Below are 16,537 nucleotides of genomic sequence, written 5' to 3' on the forward strand. Positions count from 1 at the left end.
GACTGTGTTGATCGGCTTTCGGAGCAATCCCGTGCCGCGGTTTGACTTGCACCGTTAAGCTGCTATCAATTTAGCGTTCCACACCAACAACACTCAAGGAGGAAAAAGAATGAAACTTATCGCAGCTTTGACAGGAATCACTTTGCTTGCCGCCACCACCGTCTATGCCGGTCCCAAGAGCTACCAGGTGACCGGCCCGGTACTCGAAGTGAAGGATGACATGATCGTAGTTCAGAAGGGGAGCGAGAAGTGGCAGATCGCCAAGGACAAGGACACCAAGGTCACCGGGGATGTCAAGGTGGGGAGCAAGGTCACCATCATGTACACGATGAAGGCCGCCAGCATCGAGGCTAAGGACGGCGCCGCGAAGCCGGAGAAGAAGGAAAAGAAAAAGTAGGGAGATGACCCGGACGTTGCGGTGCGAAAGAGTTCGGGGAACTGGGGAGGAGCTGACATGAAACAGAAAACCGTCATCTACAGCTTGCGGGTCGCGGCCTTTGCCGTGGTGTTTGTGGCAGGATATCTCTGCGGCTCGATCACCGAGCACAGGGCCGATGCCCAGATGGGAGACTTGGGTAGCGAACTGTTGCAGAGGGCAGCCGGCAGCGGAGGTATCATCGGCAGCGTGGCCCAACTGGGCACCACCATCACCGAAATGGAGAAGAACGTGAGCGGTCTGCAGAAGAACATCGACACGCTGAAGAAGGTGAAGAGCGCCCTCGGGGGGAAGTAGCCGGCAGTCCGGTCGCCCCCAGGGAAACGGGTCACCCAGGCAGTTGGTTGGCAGGTTGATCGAGAAACCGCGTGGCCTAGGCAAGCCCGCAGCAGCAGAAAAGCCCCCGTGCGGTCACGAGGGGCTTTTCGTTACCCGCGTGTGCGGTGTGACGGCGGGTTCTCCCCCCGGACAAGCCCGATCACTGGCGAGTGCACGGCGGGATTCAAAGAAGGAATTGCCGGCGGAGCTGGCGGGATCAAGCGGTAGAAGGCGCTGTCCCGCCGGCAAGTTAGGGCAAAGCACATTAAATATCGTTGACACGCCTGCGCTCGTGCGATATGTTGCGTTCGCAAAAGCGAGGACCGATACACGAAAATACTAAACCATCCGCGAGGATGGGACGGAAAGCCTACAGGGTCTCACCGAGACAGCCGGGTCGCCGAAATATCACTCCAGATATCGAAGCCCCGGCTTTTTCGCGTCCGGGCGCGGCCGGGCCTGAACGGCATAGGCCGGTTTCGATACGACGGGAATATCCAGTGTGAATGTTCGGGTGCTTGGCATGATGCCGCGGGAGGGCTTATGTTTAACACAAAATGGACCTCAGACCTGGTGGTTGGTATCGAAGACATCGACCAGTGTCATAAGTACGTGGTCGAGAAGATAAACGAAGCGTACGACCGCTTCATGACCGGCCCCCCTCCCGAAGGTTACATCTTCGATGAAATCCTGGTGTACATGGCGCAGTGTTTCGACTACGAGCAGATGCTGATGATGGACACCTGCTATCCCGATTTTCTGGCGCACAGGGATGAACATGAGATATTCAGGCAGAGGATGATAGACATCCGCAGTCCTCGAAATGCAAGCAGCAGCCTGAGCATCGACCAACTGGTTATCCTGGACCATTGGGTCAGTCATCACATCCGCGAATGCGATGCGAAGCTGGGGGCTTTCGTGGGGGACCTGTCCGCGCCCCAGGGAAGGAGCAAAACCGCTTGAAACCATGCCGGGTACCCCTTTCCCTGCAGGAGATCTTTCCGGCCGTCGGAGGCTGTTTTGTAAAAAAAATCGCCATTGTGAAAAAAATTGTTGCAAACCGTTAAGCCATCTGTTAAAAGGTGGCCGTCGATTACAAAACGTTAAAAAAGTTCTCCGAACGGGCAAAACCAGAGTGATCTGGTGACGCAAAGCCACGGGTCCTGAATAAGGATAGCCGAGTTGCCGAAGAGATGAGTTACCCATCTTGGCATCCGGCTATCACCGATCAAGGGGCGCTCTCATCTTTGGCAGATGTGAGCGCCTTTTTTATTGGCACGGCGAGGTGCCCGGGCGATTTAAAACAGAATACGTTCTCCGAACGGGCAAAACCAGAGTGATCTGGTGACGCAAAGCCACGGGTCCTGTGAAGGATAGCCGGGTTGCCGAAGAGATGAGTCAGCATCTTGGCATCCGGCAAACCCCGATCTAGGAGCGCTCTCATCTTCGGAAGATGGAGCGCTCCTTTTTTTTATTACTACCATCAGAGGTACATGAGGCATGCGATGGAACAGATGACGAAACGGAACCTTGACCCGGAGTGGAAGCGAAAGCTGACTGAGTGCATGAAGGAGATAGGGCTTCTTTCCGCGCCGCACCTTCAGGTTACGGTGAACATCGCCGACTACCGCGTTTGTGACGCGATCAGGAATGAAAGAATGAAGTGACCCGGCCCCGGGCCGGAGCAAGCAACAGCAGCATCAAACAGCGGTAAGTCTCATCCCTACGGGGCAAGTGAAACCCGCGTCATCAGCCGAACAACCGGCTGTGGCGCGGGTTTTTTCGTGGTGCGTGCAGGTGGTCTCTTGAGGGGCCGCAACAACAGTGGTGCGATTTTCGTCGAGGGCTGAAGTGAGAATTCTTACACAGACAATGCTGATGTTATCGATGGCCGCCACCAGGCTGGACGCTGCTTCGTTCCTTCAGCGCCTGGCTGCGGCCGCCGCCCTTTTGGTCATGCTGCTGGGATCGGGGAGCACTGCGCAGGCGGCGGGGATCTTCTGCTCCCAGTTCGGCGGTGTGGTCGACGGCAACAACCCCGCCACCCTCGCCGCTGTCAGGGGGGCGTCGACGTTCGGGATCGACACCAACTGCACCATCAAGAATTTCCCGGATTCGATCGGCGGCTTCCCGATCACCAACATAAACTTCAACTTCCCGCAGCAGCAGTCCTTCTACATCGCCTTTCTGGATGTCTTCTACTACGGAAACATGTCGTGCAACGACCCGACCCAGTCGGACTTCTGGATCTACTGGGCCCCCGGCGGGTACAACAACATAAGCCCCGCCTGCCAGGCCTTCATGGTGCCGGTGGACGCGGTGAGCAAAAAGAACCCGCCGGCACAGACCAGCGCCGCAGTCGGCGTTCCCTTCACCTACACCATCAGCGTTCCGTTGCTGGGAAGACTCGACGCCACAGGCTCCTTCCAGTACATCGCCAACGCCGATGACGCGACGGTCACCAACGTGGTCATCCCCGATGATCTCACCGCGACCGGGGCGGCCCTGACTTACCTCACCAACACGGCATACCTGGTGAACCCGGCCACCGGCGTCAAGACGCCGCTGAACGGGGGGGCGCCGCTGGCCCTGGGGGCGAGCGCCAGCTGGCTCACCAACCACCCCGGCGTCCTGTCCGACGGCACGAAGCACTTGGTGTTCTCCTACGAGAACAACGCCCCCCTCGCGTCGCTGCCGGCAGGCTACAACCTGGAGATCGAGGTCACCGTCGTCCTCGACAACAGCCCCGCCAACGTCAACCTGGCGGGGACCCAGTTCTCCAACACCGCGAAGATGTGGTTCAACAAGCCGATCAACACCACCAGCATGGTGGACTTGCAGGCATGGCCCGGCACCACGCCGCCGATGACGGTGGTCGAGCCGAACCTCACCCTCGCCAAGAGCGGTTCGGCAGCAACGGTCAACATCGATTCGCAGGTAAGGTACACGCTCAACATCCAGAACACCGGGGGAAGCGACGCCTGGAACGCCACCATCACCGACCACATCCCGGCCGGCATGAGCACCGTCTCTCCGGTGGGCACCGTCACCGCCCAGGTCTTCGCCTCCGACGGCGTCACCCCGATATCGGCACCCCTTGCGGCCGGCGCCGACTTCGCCACCACCTGGAGCGGAGGCTCCGGCTCCCCGGGCCTGTTCACGCTGACCCTGCTCGACACCGTCAAGATCGCCCCCACCCAGCGCCTCATCATCACCTACCGGGCGCAGGTCGACAGCACCGGCGTCGCCTCCGGGACGACGCTCACCAACATCGCCGGCGCCACCAGGTGGTTCAGCGCCAACAGCAGCTACCCTGGGCGCCGCGAGTACGACCGGACCATCACCGACGGCACCCCGGGCACGCTGGACTACCAGGACGCCTACACGGTGACGGCCGCGCTGGCCGGCTACTACTTCCAAAAGACGGTGCGTGACCTTACCACCGGGGCCGCTCCGGCCACGGCGGCCTTTCCCGGGGACCGGCTGCGCTACACCCTGCTGCTGCAGAACTTCACCTGGCCCCCCCTGAACGGCGTCACCATCACCGATACCCTCCCGGCTGGGCTGCGCTCCATCGCCAACGTCACCGTCACCCCGGCGGGAGGCTCCGTGAACGTCGTCCAGCCGAGCGGCGGCACCCCGGGATCCATAACCGTTTCCGGCCTCAGCCTGCCGGGAGGCGCCACGGCCAACTCGCAGATCCAGGTCGAATTCGACGCCACCCTCGATGCGACCCTCGCGAACGGCGCCGTGGTCTCCAACCAGGCCAACGTCACCGGGACCGACACCGGCACCACCCCGGCAACGGTCTGGTCCGGCCCCAGCGACGATCCCTACCTGAACGGGACGGTGCTGCTCGGCTCCGGCGGGGACCCCACCCGGGTCACCATCCAGGCGCCGGGTGCACTCTCCAAGGCGAACCCCGCATCGGCCACGGCGACCATCGGCCAGCAGTTCAGCTACCTGATCAAGGTCCCGGCCACCCCGGCCGACGTCCCGCTCTACGACGTGAGGATACTGGACAACATGGCGCTCTCCGCGGCCGGCATGAGCTTCGTCAGTGCCGACGTCATCTCCGGCGGCAACTGGAACCTGACCAACACCGGCACGGCCACCAACGTCATCCTCCAGGACCTCGCCACCGGCATCGACATACCGGCGGGGGGGCAGGCGGTCATCCAGGTGACGGCGGCACTGCAAAACGGCAGCGTGAACCGCGCCGGACTCGCCTTCAGCAACACCGCTTCCTACACGTACAACAAGTTAAACGGCGACAGCCTGACCCAGTCGGCCGGAGGCGCGGCGACCACGGCCAACATGACGGTGGTCGAACCGCACCTGACCGCCGCCAAGACGGTCAGCTATGCCTTACCCGCCGGGAAAGCGGCGTCCGCCGCCGCGGCTCCCGCAGACGTGCTGCGCTACACCGTCACCGTCACCAACGACGGCGGCTCCCGGGCCTACGACGCCGACGTCATGGACTTTCTCCCCTCCAACGTGTCGCTGGTACCGGGGACTGCCACGGCGCAGATAAACGGCGCATCGGTGACCGGCTTCATGCCCACGCCGGCCGCTCTCGCCAACGGCGCCGTGGACTGGGGGAGCCAGAACGGGGACGCGAGCCTGGACATCCCGGCCGGCGGCACCCTGGTGCTCAGTTACCTGGTGACCGTACTGGAGACCAGCGGCGCCCCCATCACCAACGACGTCTATGTCGACTGGACCTCGCTGTCCGGCTCGGTCCCCGGCGAGCGCACCGGCGCCGGCTGCCCCAACGCCACCGCTCCCAACAACTACTGCTCCGGTCCGGTCTCCGCCACCGTCTCCTCGCTCGACCCGACCTCACTTGCCAAGAGCGTGGTCTCGGACTCCTGGAGCGCAGCTCCGGCAAGCGGCACCGACTCTACCCTGCGCGTGGGTGACACCGTGGTCTACAACCTCGCCCTCACCCTGCGCGAAGGGACCACGCAGAACGTGCTGCTCACCGACCAGCTCCCCGCGGGGCTCGCCTTCGACGGCCTGGTGAGCATCGCCCCCGCCTCGGGGAGCGGCAACTTCAGCTACACGGTTTCATCCCAGCCGGCGTCCGGCGCCACCGGCACCCTGACCTGGAACCTCGGCAACGTCGTCAACACGGCCGACAACAATGGCGCCAACAACACCCTGACGATCCAGTACCGCGCCCACGTGGTCAGAAATGCGCTGGCGCAGTCCCCGACGGCGCAGCAGCTCGTGAACAGCGCCACGCTCAACTACGCCATCAACGGCGTCGCGGCGACGCCGAAGAATTCCGGCGCAACCCTGAACGTCTGGCAGCCGCTTCTCAACGTCTCCAAGAGCGCGGCCACGGCAGGCGGCGGCACGGTGATCAGCGCCGGCGAAGCGGTCACCTACACCGTCAGGATGGCGAACAGCGGCACCGCCCCGGCCTACGACCCGGTCCTCACCGATGTTCTGCCGGTTGGCCTGCGCCAGGGCGGGGTCACCACCACCGGCGTCACCCTGGTTGACAGTGCCACCGGCGCGACCAGTGCCACCTTGCCGACGCTCGCCCCGAGCTACAGTGCGGCCACCGGTGTTGCGACCTGGAATTTCGACGTCGCTGGTTCCGCGGCCCTCTACGCGGTCCCGCCGGGGCAGACCCTGCAGGTGACCTACCAGGTGAAGGGGGACGCGGGGCTGGGGGCCGGGGTGACCCTGAACAACCAGGCGCAGGTCACCAGCTACTACTCCTTCGACAGCCAGGACGTCCCGACGGCGAGCGTCCTTGCCAACCGGCAGCTCTACGGCCCGACCGCCGCGGCCACGGTGCAGCTCACCACGGCGGCGGCTACGGCGCTCTCGAAGCAGGCCCAGGTGACCGGCGCCGCCATCGGCCGCCCCTTCAGCTACACCATCACCGTTCCCGCCGTGCCGCAGCCGACCGCCATGTACGACGTGCGCATCCTGGACGACTTGAGCTCCACGGCAACCGGGGTGGACCTCCGTTTTGTCGCTGCCCAGCGGGTCTCAGGCCCGGCCTTCACCCCGGTCAACACCGGCAGCGCCACCAGCCTGGTGATCCAGGACAGCGGCAGCGGCATCGACATTCCCGCAGGCCAGCAGGCCGTGATCAACGTCACGGTGGTGCTCACCAATTCCCCCGCCAATACCCTGGGTAAGCAGTTCCAGAACACGGCGACCTACACCTACAACGGCGTGAACAATACCCCCGCCACCCAGGCCAACGGTGCGCCGGGCGCCAGCGCCGCGGTCACCATCGTCGGCCCCGCGCTCACCGTGCACAAAAGCGGGCCGGCCACCATCAGCGCGCTCGCGCCGGGCCTCTTCACCCTCGACGTCCAGAACAGCGGCGGCAGCACCGCGTGGCAGGCGACCCTCACCGACATCCTCCCGAACGTCACCACCCCCGCACCGGGGAGCATGTGCGGCTCGGCCCCCACCAACGTCACGGCGCGCGTCTACCAGGCCGACGGGGTCACCCCGGTCTCGGCGAACCTGGTCAACGGCACCGACTTCACCGTGAGCTTCGCGCCGGCGCCCGCCTGCACCATGACCGTCGCCATGAAGTCGGCCGCGGCGGCCATTGCGCCGGGGGAGCGCCTGCTGGTGACGTACAACGCCGCACTCGACCCCTACACCGCGGGGGGGATCACCCTCACCAACGTGGCGGGCGCCACCAGGTGGCTGAGCGCCGACCCGGCGGTTGCCGCGGCGGGGGACATACAGACCACGACCGGCGCGCTCACCAACGGCACCCCCGGGGTGCTGGACATCCAGGACGCCTTCACCGTGACCACCCAGGCGCCGCTTTTGAGCTTCTCCAAGACGGTGCTGAACGCGACCACCGGGCAGTCCGGCGCGAACGCGAAGCCGGGCGACACCCTCAAGTACACCCTCACCATCCGCAACGTGGGCACCCTGGGCGCCGCGAACTTCACCCTCACCGACGAGCTGGACAGGCTGAACACCGTGGCCATGTTCGCGCCGGGGACCCTGAAGCTCTTGACCGTGCCGGCCGGCGCGAACGTCGCCGCCACCTCGGCCAACGGCGGCGCCAAGGGGACCGGAGTGGTGAGCGTCGGCAACCTGACCGTGGCCCCGCAGGGGCAGGCGGGTGACACGCTGGTGGTCGAATTCCAGGCCACCCTGGCGCCGGTGCTCGATCACGGCTCGCTGGTGCAGAACCAGGCGCAGGTCGCCTCCCCCCTGTTGCCGTCGCAGTCGAGCGACGATCCCTCGCTCCCCGGGAGTGCCGATCCGACCCGGACCCTGATCGTGTCCGCCCCCCGGTTCCTGTTCCAGAAGACGGTGCAGGACGTCACCTCCGGGAGCGCCACGGTGACGGCGGGTGACACGCTGCGCTACACCATCACCGTCAAAAACGACGGCACCGAGAACGCGACGGGGGTGACGCTGCGCGACCAGGTTCCGGCCAACACCGCCTACGTCGCCAACAGCACCACCCTGAACGGCAGGCCGGTCGCGGACGCCGGCGCCGGTGTGAGCCCGCTGCAAAACGGGATGCCGGTCAACTCGCCGGCGAATCCGGTGCCGGGCGCCATGCCCGCGGCCGCCGCAACGAGCAGCAACGTGGCCACCATCACCTTCGAGGTGCGGATCAGCAAGAGCGTGGTGGCCGGGACGCTCATCTCCAACCAGGCCTTCGTGGCCGGGACCGGCGCGGCGAGCGGCCCGTTCCCCGAAGAGGCCTCCGACAACCCCGCGACTCCGGCGCCCAACGATCCCACCACGGTGGTGGTCGGGAGCTTGCCGCTCGTCTACGCGCTGAAGACGGTCCAGCTTGCCGGCGACGTCAACGGCAACGGCCTGGTCGATCCGGGCGACGCGCTTGAGTACACCATCACCATGACCAACTCGGGGGCGATCCCCGCGACCGGCGTCGTCCTGACCGACGCGATCCCCGCCAACACCACCTACGTGGCGGGGAGCGTGCGCCTGAACGGCGTGTCCGTCGCGGATGCCGTTACCGGCGCATCCCCCCTCGCCAACGGCATCGGTGTCGTCTCCTCGGGACTCGCCCCGCCTGCGCCCCCCGCCAGCACCGGGACCCTCGCGGCAGGCGGCACCGGTGTCGTTACCTTCAAGGTGCAGGTGAACCAGGGCGTCGCCTCGGGTACCGTGATCAGCAACCAGGGGAGCGTGGGAACGGCGGAACTGCCGCCGCTCGCCACCGACTCCGACGCGAACCCCACCAACGGCTACCAGCCGACCGTGATCGCGGTGGGCAACGCCCAGCAGCTGACGGTCACCAAGTCCGCCGTGGTAGTTGGCGGCGGTGCCGCCCTCCCGGGGAGCGTGCTCGAATACACCGTGCGCGCCACCAACATCGGCCAAGTGCCGGCCACGGGGGTGGTGCTGACCGACGACCTGACCCCGCTCCTGCCCCAGGGAAGCTACCTCTCCGGATCCGGCGTCATGAACGGCTCCTCCAACGGGGTGAGCTACGCGGCCCCGGTCATCAGCGCCGGCTACGGTACGAGCTACGGCGCCCTGGCGCCGGGCGCCTCCGTCGTGCTGCGCTTCCAGGTGAAATTGAACGCGACGGTGGCCAGCGGCAGCGTGGTCAACAACCTCGCCCAGGCGAGCTGGGATACCCCCACCCAGGTCGCCAGCGCCGGGACTTCGGTCGCCGTCGGCGGGATGCCTGGGAGCGCGAGCCTTGCCGGCTCGGTGTGGCAGGACGCGAACCACGACAACGCGCTGGACGGCGGCGAAATCCCCTCCGCCGGCTGGGCGGTGGATCTGTACCAGGACGGCCGCGTAGTGGGGACGGTGAACAGCGCCGCCGACGGCTCCTACCGCTTCAGCGGACTGACGCCCAACGCCGGCACCGCGATCAGGTACGAGCTCCGCTTCCGCGCACCGGGCGCCGGCGCGGCGACCGCCCTCTTGGGGTGGTGCAGCTCCCCCTTCACCAACGGCATGCAGCGCATCTCCGACATAGTGGCAGGGGGAGGGACGCTGCTGCAGGAGTTGAACCTGCCGCTCACCCCAAACGGCGTGGTCTACAACTCCGTTATCCGTACCCCGGTCGCGGGGGCGACGCTGACCATGGTCCAGGCGGCGAACCGGCTCCCCCTCTCCGGCGGCTGCTTCAACGACCCGGTGCAGCAGGGGCAGGTCACCACGGCCAGCGGCCTCTATAAATTCGACCTCAACTTCAGCGATCCTTCCTGCCCCTCCGGCGGGGATTACCTGATCCAGGTGACGCCACCGGCATCCGGTTACACGGCCGGCGTCTCCAAGCTGGTGCCCCCCACTTCCAGCGACAGCACCGCCGCCTTCTCCGTCCCGGCCTGCCCGGGGAGCACGCTGGACGCGGTGCCGACCACGGCAGGGTACTGCGAGGCGCAGGCGTCCGACCTGGCGCCGGGCACCTCGGTGCTCCCCGGCGCCGCCACCGCCTACTACCTGCGGCTCACCCTGGACAACCTGCAGCCAGGCTACAGCCAGATCTACAACAACCACATCGCCGTCGATCCGACGCTCAACACGGCGATCGCCATCACCAAGACCGCGGCGGTGACCAACGTCTCGCGCGGCGCTTTGGTCCCCTACACCATCACCCTCAAAAACACCCTCGGGGCGACCCTCAGGAACCTGAGCGTGGTGGACATCTTCCCCCCCGGATTCAAGTACGTGGCGGGGTCGGCGCGCCTGGACGGCCACAAGGCCGAGCCGACGCTCAACACGCGCCAGATGGCCTGGAACGTCTCGCAGCTCACCAGCAGCACCAGCCACAGCATCACCTTCCTGATGATCGTCGGCTCCGGCGTCTCCGAGGGAGAGTACGTGAACCGCGCCCAGGTGCTGGACAACACAACCGACAGCGTCGCCTCCGGCGTCGCCTCGGCGACCGTCCGCGTCATCCCCGATGCGGATCTCGACTGCACCGACGTGATCGGCAAGGTCTTCGACGACGCCAACGCCAACGGCTACCCGGACCAGGGAGAGAAGGGGCTCGCCGGCGTGCGCGCCGTGACCGCCCGGGGGCTCGTGGCCACCACCGACGAGTTCGGCCGCTTCCACATCACCTGCGCGGTGGTCCCGGACGAAGACCGCGGCAGCAACTTCATCCTCAAGGTCGACGAGCGCACCCTCCCCACCGGATACCGCGTCACCAGCGAGAACCCGCAGGTGGAGAGGGCGACGCGGGGCAAGATGCTGCGCTTCAACTTCGGCGCGGCGATCCACCACGTGGTCTCCCTGGACGTCGCGGACGGCGCCTTCGAGCCCAAGGGGACCAAGCTGCGCAGGCAGTGGCAGCCGAGGGTCGACCTCCTTTTGAAGGAGCTCCGCAAGGCGCCGGCGGTGCTGCGGCTCTCCTATCTCGCCGAGGTCGAGAGCAAGGGTCTGGTGGAAGAGCGTCTGAAGGCGCTCAAGAAGGAGATCTCCGGCAAGTGGGGTGACGGTTACCCGCTCACCATCGAGACCGAGACCTTCTGGCGCCGGGGCGCACCGCCGTGATGAGACGTTCCCAGGGGAGGACCTGGCTCTCCCTCCCCTGTTCCCAGGGGGCCCCCACCCCCATACCCCCCTCCCGCAAGGGAGGGGGACGCATGCGGCGGGAAGATAGAAATGGCATTCAACAAGGCAACTCAACCTGTTTGGGTAGATGGATGGGACCAATGGTGAAGCAAAGTATCGCCCTTACATTCATGATCCTGGCCTCGATGGTCGCAGCCGAGACCGCCGCCCGTGCGGAGAGCGCGCCGGCGGCCACCAAGGCGGCGACCGCGACGGCAGCCCCGAAAGTCAGGGAGGCCGCCGGGTGCGGTGAAACGACCGAGGGGCACCTCCCCAAGGATGCGACCTACACCCCGTGGCTCCTCGACCCGTCCGTCTTCGCGCAGGACCAGGGGGACCGCACCGAGAAGCGACAGGTCGCCGAGAAAGAAGTGAAGACGGTCAAGCTGGCCGACCTGGTCCCCCCCATCCGGTTTCGCACCGGAGAGGCGGAGATCACCCGGGAGTACCTGGAGCTTCTGCGCGGCGTGCTGGAGAAGATGCGCGGCCGCGCCAACGTCCGGCTCCACTTCGTAGGGCACGCCGACACGCAAAGGCTGAGCGGGGCGCTGCAGGCGAAGTTCGGCGACAACACCGGCCTGTCCCGGGAGCGCGCCGGCACCACGGCCGAATACTGCCAGCGCGCCCTGGGGCTTCCCCCGGAGGCGATCTCCTACGAGGGGATGGGGGACGCCAAGCCGGTCGCCTCCAACGCGACCGAGGAGGGGAGGGCGCTGAACCGGCGGGTGGAGGTCGAGGTCTGGTACGACGAGATCGGCGAGAAGATGGTGGAAAAGGAGGTGGTCGTCCCGGCGCAGGTGAACCGGGTCAAGGTATGCCGCACCGAGACGGTCTGCAAGATGCGCTACAAGGAAGGGCTCGCCCATCGGGTCCGCGTCAGGAACCTGGTCGCCCCCCTGCAGTACGACGCGGCCCTGGTCACCGTGCCGGAGGAGTTCCGGCAGCAGATCCGGCAGGCGCTGAACAACCTGGCCGGCAAGCAGAACATCGCCGTCAAGTTCATCGCCTACAGCGACACCACGCCGCTTGAGGCCCGCGACGAGCGGATTTACGGCGACCAGCTGGGGCTTTCCAAGGCGGTCGCCCGGCGCGTGGCCCTCGCCGTGCAGGACGCCCTGAAGGGAGCCCCCGCATCCTTTGAAAGCGAGGGGAAGGGGGCCACCCAGCCGGTGGCCTCCAACGACACGCCGCAGGGAAGGGCGCGCAACCGGCGCGTCGCGGTCGAGTTCTGGCACGACGATGCCATGCAGGAACTATCCGACGAACCGCAGCTCTGCCCGGAAGACGCCGGCGCCGAGACCGTCACCAGGGTCTACGACCCTCCCTCCGGGGCTGTTCCCCCGATCCTGTTCCAGGACGGCAACCCGGTGCTCCCCGAGGGGTACACCGAGCGGTTGGGGCGGCTCATGGACGAGATAAAGGACCGAAGCAACGTACGCCTGCGCTTCACCGGCTACATCAACAACGAGCGGCTGGACCGGCGCACCGCCGCCGTCTACGGCGACGACATCGGCTGGGCAACGGCGCGCGCCCGCCGCAGCATGACCGCCGCGAGCGAGAAGATGGGGCTTGCCGTCAAGCAGGCGGAGTTCGAGGGGCGGGGCTACGTGCAGTCCGCGGACGTGGTCGCCACCGGCTTCACCGGCACGGGAGAGTCGCGGGTCGAGGTGCAGGTCGTCTATGACGAGCAGGTCCCCATCAACGACTACGAGGGTGTGGACATCGTCCGCATGACCCGCGAGGTGAACACGGCCGATCCCCTGGCGCTCAACCTCCTGCGCATCTCGGTGGACGGAAAGCCGGTCGACGACCTGAACAAGAGCATCCCCGACCTGCAGCGCTGCACCGACGTGGCGCTGGAGCGCGCCAGGATCGAGTTCAAGTACGACGACCTGAGGAGCGAGCCCCGGCTGAACGTGACCGCCTGGCCGCGCAGCATCCGCTACCAGGATCTCCCCGGGACGGAGTTCCCCGAGAACCTGGTCCGCTTCCGCCTCTACGCCAACTACCACAGCTTCATCAAGCGCGCCGAGGTGAGGATCTTCGAGGAGGCCCGTTCGGTGCGCGATCTCCCGCTGGCGGTGGTCCCCATGGACGGCGAGGGTACGGCGCAGTGGAGCGCGAACTTCGACAACCCGGTCACCCCCGCCCGCGAGCTCAAGTACCTGGTCCGCGTCTACGACGCGCAGGGGAACTTCGACGAGACCGTGCCCCAGCCGCTTTGGGTGGTCGAACAGCTCGAGCCGGGCGCCGCCCAGTCCGACCCGGAAAGGGAACTTCTGGCCGGCTACGGCGGCAGCCGCATCGCGCAGAGAAACATCCCGGTCAACGGCGGCACCGTCCAGGCCTACGGCAGCTCGATTCCGCCAGAGCACCGGGTCTGGCTGGCCGGGTACCCGGGACCGGTGGACGCCAAGGGGCGCTTCATCGTCGAGGAGATCCTCCCCAAGGGGATGCACACGGTCGAGGTGGCGGTGCTCGACAAGTCCGGCAACGGCGAGCTCTTCCTGCGCGACCTCTCCATGCCCAAGAACAACTGGTTCACCGTCGGGATCGCGGACCTGACCCTGTCCGCCGACAAGACCAGCGGCCCGGCGCAGCTCCTCGCCCCGGACCGGCCGCGGTACAGCCACGACTTCAACGCCGAGGGGCGCCTCGCCTTCTACACCAAGGGGGAGTTCGGCGACGGCTGGGGGCTCACCGCCAGCGCCGACACGCGTGAAGGTCCCCTGGACGAGATCTTCACCAACTTCCTGGACAAGTCGCCCGAGTCGCTCTTCAGGCGCATCGACCAGGATTACCACCTCCCGACCTACGGCGACGACGGCACGGTGCTGGAGGACGCACCGACCAGCGGGAAGTTCTACGCCAAGCTGAAAAAGGACCAGAACTACGGCCTGTGGGGCAACTTCAGGGTCGGCTACCTGGACAACGACCTGGCCCACGTGGACCGCGGGCTCTACGGCGCGAACCTCCACTACCAGGTTCCCGGCGTCACCAGCTTCGGCGAGAAGCGCTTCATGGTCGACGGTTTCGCCGCCGAGCCGGGGACGGTGGCCGGCCGCGACGAATTCCGCGGCACCGGCGGCTCCCTTTATTACCTGCGCCGCCAGGATATCCTGCAGGGTTCCGAGCGGGTGCGCATCGAGATCCGGGACAAAGATTCGGGCATCGTGCTGTCGGTGAAGGACCTGACCCCGGTGCAGGACTACGACGTCGACTACCTGCAGGGGCGCCTGGTCCTGACCCAGCCCCTGGAGTCGACGGCGGCGGACAACCTTCTCGTGCACAGCGACACCATCGGCGGCAACCCGGTCTTCCTGGTGGCCCGCTACGAGTACACGCCGGGAGTCGCGGAGCTGGACACCATGACCTTCGGCGGCCGGGCCCACTACTGGTTCGGCGATCACGTGAAGCTCGGCCTGACCGGCACCGGCGGCAAGGAGGGAGACATCGACGAGAGCCTCGCCGGCGCCGACCTCACCCTGCGCCAGTCGGCGGCCACCTGGCTCAAGGTGGAGACCGGCCGCAGCAAGGGCGCCGGGCTCTTCACCTCCACCTCGCTCGACGGCGGCTTCAACTACGGGACCGTGCAGGCACCCGTCGATGCCGCGACCGCCGCCAACGCCTATCGGGTCGACGCGAGCCTCGGGCTGCAGGATTTCAACAAGGACTGGCGGGGACGCTTCACCCTCTACAGCCAGCTCCTGGAGGCGGGGTACTCGGCGCCGGGCCAGGCAGCGGAAAAGGAGACCACCCAGATCGGCGGGACGGCCGAGGTCCCGGTGAACGAGCGGCTGAAGGTGAACCTCAAGGCAGACCGGCGCAGCGTGGACCAGGGGCTCGAGACCACGGCGGCCGAGGTGAACGCCAACTACCAGGTGGACGAGCACTGGAGCGCCGGTGTGGGCGCACGCCTGGACAGCCGCAAGGACAAGTCGGCCGTGGTCCCCCTGACCCAGGAGACCGGGGACCGCACCGACCTGGTGGGAAAGGTCGCCTACGATACCAAGGCGCGCTGGAGCGGCTACCTCTTCGGCCAGCAGTCGGTCCTTACCACCGGCAACCGCGAGGATAACGGCCGGGGCGGCGTGGGGGGCGCCTACCGGGTGACCGACCGCTTCAAGGTGAACGGCGAGGTCTCGGGTGGGAGCCAGGGCGCCGCGGGGCGCTTCGGCAGCGAGTACCTCTACAGCGACCGCACCACGCTCTACCTGAACTACGCCCTGGAGAACGAGCGCTCCGACAACGGGGTGCAGGCGAGGAAAGGGGCGCTGACCTCGGGCTTTCGCACCCGCTACTCGGACAGCGCCAGCGTCTACGGCGAGGAGCGCTACAGCCACGGCGACGTCCCAAGCGGCCTGCTCCACTCCTACGGCGTCGATCTCGCCCCCACCGACCGGCTGAACTTCGGGGTAAAGGGGGAGCTCGGCACCCTGCGCGACAACCTCACCGGAGCGGACCTCAAGAGGACGGCACTTGGGGTGAGCGCCGGGTACGGGTTCGAGAAGGTGAAGCTCTCCAGCGCCGTCGAATACCGGGTGGACGACGCCGAGCAGTCGGACCTGAGCCGTGTGAAACGGACGACCTGGCTGTTCAAGAACAGCCTCAAGTACCAGCTGACCCCGGACTGGCGGCTGATCGGCAAGTTCAACTACTCGCAGAGCACCAGCTCCCAGGGGGATTTCTACAACGGCAGCTACACGGAGGCGGTAGTGGGCTACGCCTACCGTCCCGTCGCCAACGACCGCCTCAACGCCCTGGTCAAGTACACCTACTTCTACAACCTGCCTGCGGCGGGGCAGCTAAACGGCACCGGCACGAGCGCGGGGGTCATGCAGCGCAGCCACATCGCCTCCATCGACGCCACCTATGACCTGACGCAGCGCTGGAGCGTCGGAGGGAAGTACGCCTACCGGCTCGGTCAGGTCAGCATGGACCGGGTCAACCCGGAATACTTCGACAGCAGCGCCCACCTCTACGTGGCGCGGGTCGACTGGCACTTCCTGCACAAGTGGGACGCGCTCGCCGAAGGGCGCCTGCTCGACCTGCCGGATGCGCAGGACCGGCGCAGGGGCGTGCTTTTGGGGCTCTACCGCCATCTGGGCAACAACTTCAAGGTCGGCGCCGGCTACAACTTCAGCGACTTCTCCGACGACCTGACCGACATGAGTTACCGGCATCAGGGTGTCTTCGTCAACGTAGTAGGGATGATTTAGCAACTAACAAACC

General features: G+C 66.3%; 6 protein-coding genes and 3 riboswitches. All 6 genes read left to right on the plus strand.

Annotated features, from left to right (window positions below):
- Nucleotides 1-109: 109 nt before the first annotated feature.
- The 6 genes from KOM00_RS03885 (at nt 110) to KOM00_RS20875 (ending at nt 16,524) form a co-directional block, all read left to right on the plus strand.
- Nucleotides 110-397, plus strand: a complete 288-nt coding sequence (locus KOM00_RS03885; protein WP_216497525.1) for a hypothetical protein — start codon at nt 110-112, stop codon at nt 395-397.
- Between the two features lie 57 nt (nt 398-454).
- Entirely contained in the window at nt 455-733 is a 279-nt protein-coding gene (locus KOM00_RS03890) for a hypothetical protein (RefSeq protein ID WP_216497526.1), read from the plus strand.
- Nucleotides 734-1,082: 349 nt separating this feature from the next.
- Nucleotides 1,083-1,159: riboswitch (cyclic di-GMP riboswitch) on the plus strand.
- A gap of 138 nt (nt 1,160-1,297) precedes the next feature.
- Entirely contained in the window at nt 1,298-1,717 is a 420-nt protein-coding gene (locus tag KOM00_RS03895) for a bacteriohemerythrin (protein ID WP_216497527.1), read from the plus strand.
- A gap of 150 nt (nt 1,718-1,867) precedes the next feature.
- A riboswitch (cyclic di-GMP riboswitch) is annotated at nt 1,868-1,944 on the plus strand.
- 124 nt (nt 1,945-2,068) lie between these two features.
- Nucleotides 2,069-2,144, plus strand: a riboswitch (cyclic di-GMP riboswitch).
- Between the two features lie 115 nt (nt 2,145-2,259).
- The gene (locus KOM00_RS03900) at nt 2,260-2,421 is read left to right on the plus strand and encodes a hypothetical protein (protein WP_216497528.1); all 162 of its coding nucleotides are present in this window, start codon (nt 2,260-2,262) and stop codon (nt 2,419-2,421) included.
- A gap of 184 nt (nt 2,422-2,605) precedes the next feature.
- Nucleotides 2,606-11,245 (plus strand): isopeptide-forming domain-containing fimbrial protein, encoded by an 8,640-nt coding sequence (locus tag KOM00_RS03905; protein WP_216497529.1) that lies wholly within the window; start codon nt 2,606-2,608, stop codon nt 11,243-11,245.
- Nucleotides 11,246-11,406: 161 nt separating this feature from the next.
- Nucleotides 11,407-16,524, plus strand: a complete 5,118-nt coding sequence (locus KOM00_RS20875; protein WP_216497530.1) for an OmpA family protein — start codon at nt 11,407-11,409, stop codon at nt 16,522-16,524.
- Nucleotides 16,525-16,537: the final 13 nt, after the last annotated feature.

Source organism: Geomonas diazotrophica (assembly GCF_018919385.1).
GTDB classification, from domain to species: domain Bacteria; phylum Desulfobacterota; class Desulfuromonadia; order Geobacterales; family Geobacteraceae; genus Geomonas; species Geomonas diazotrophica.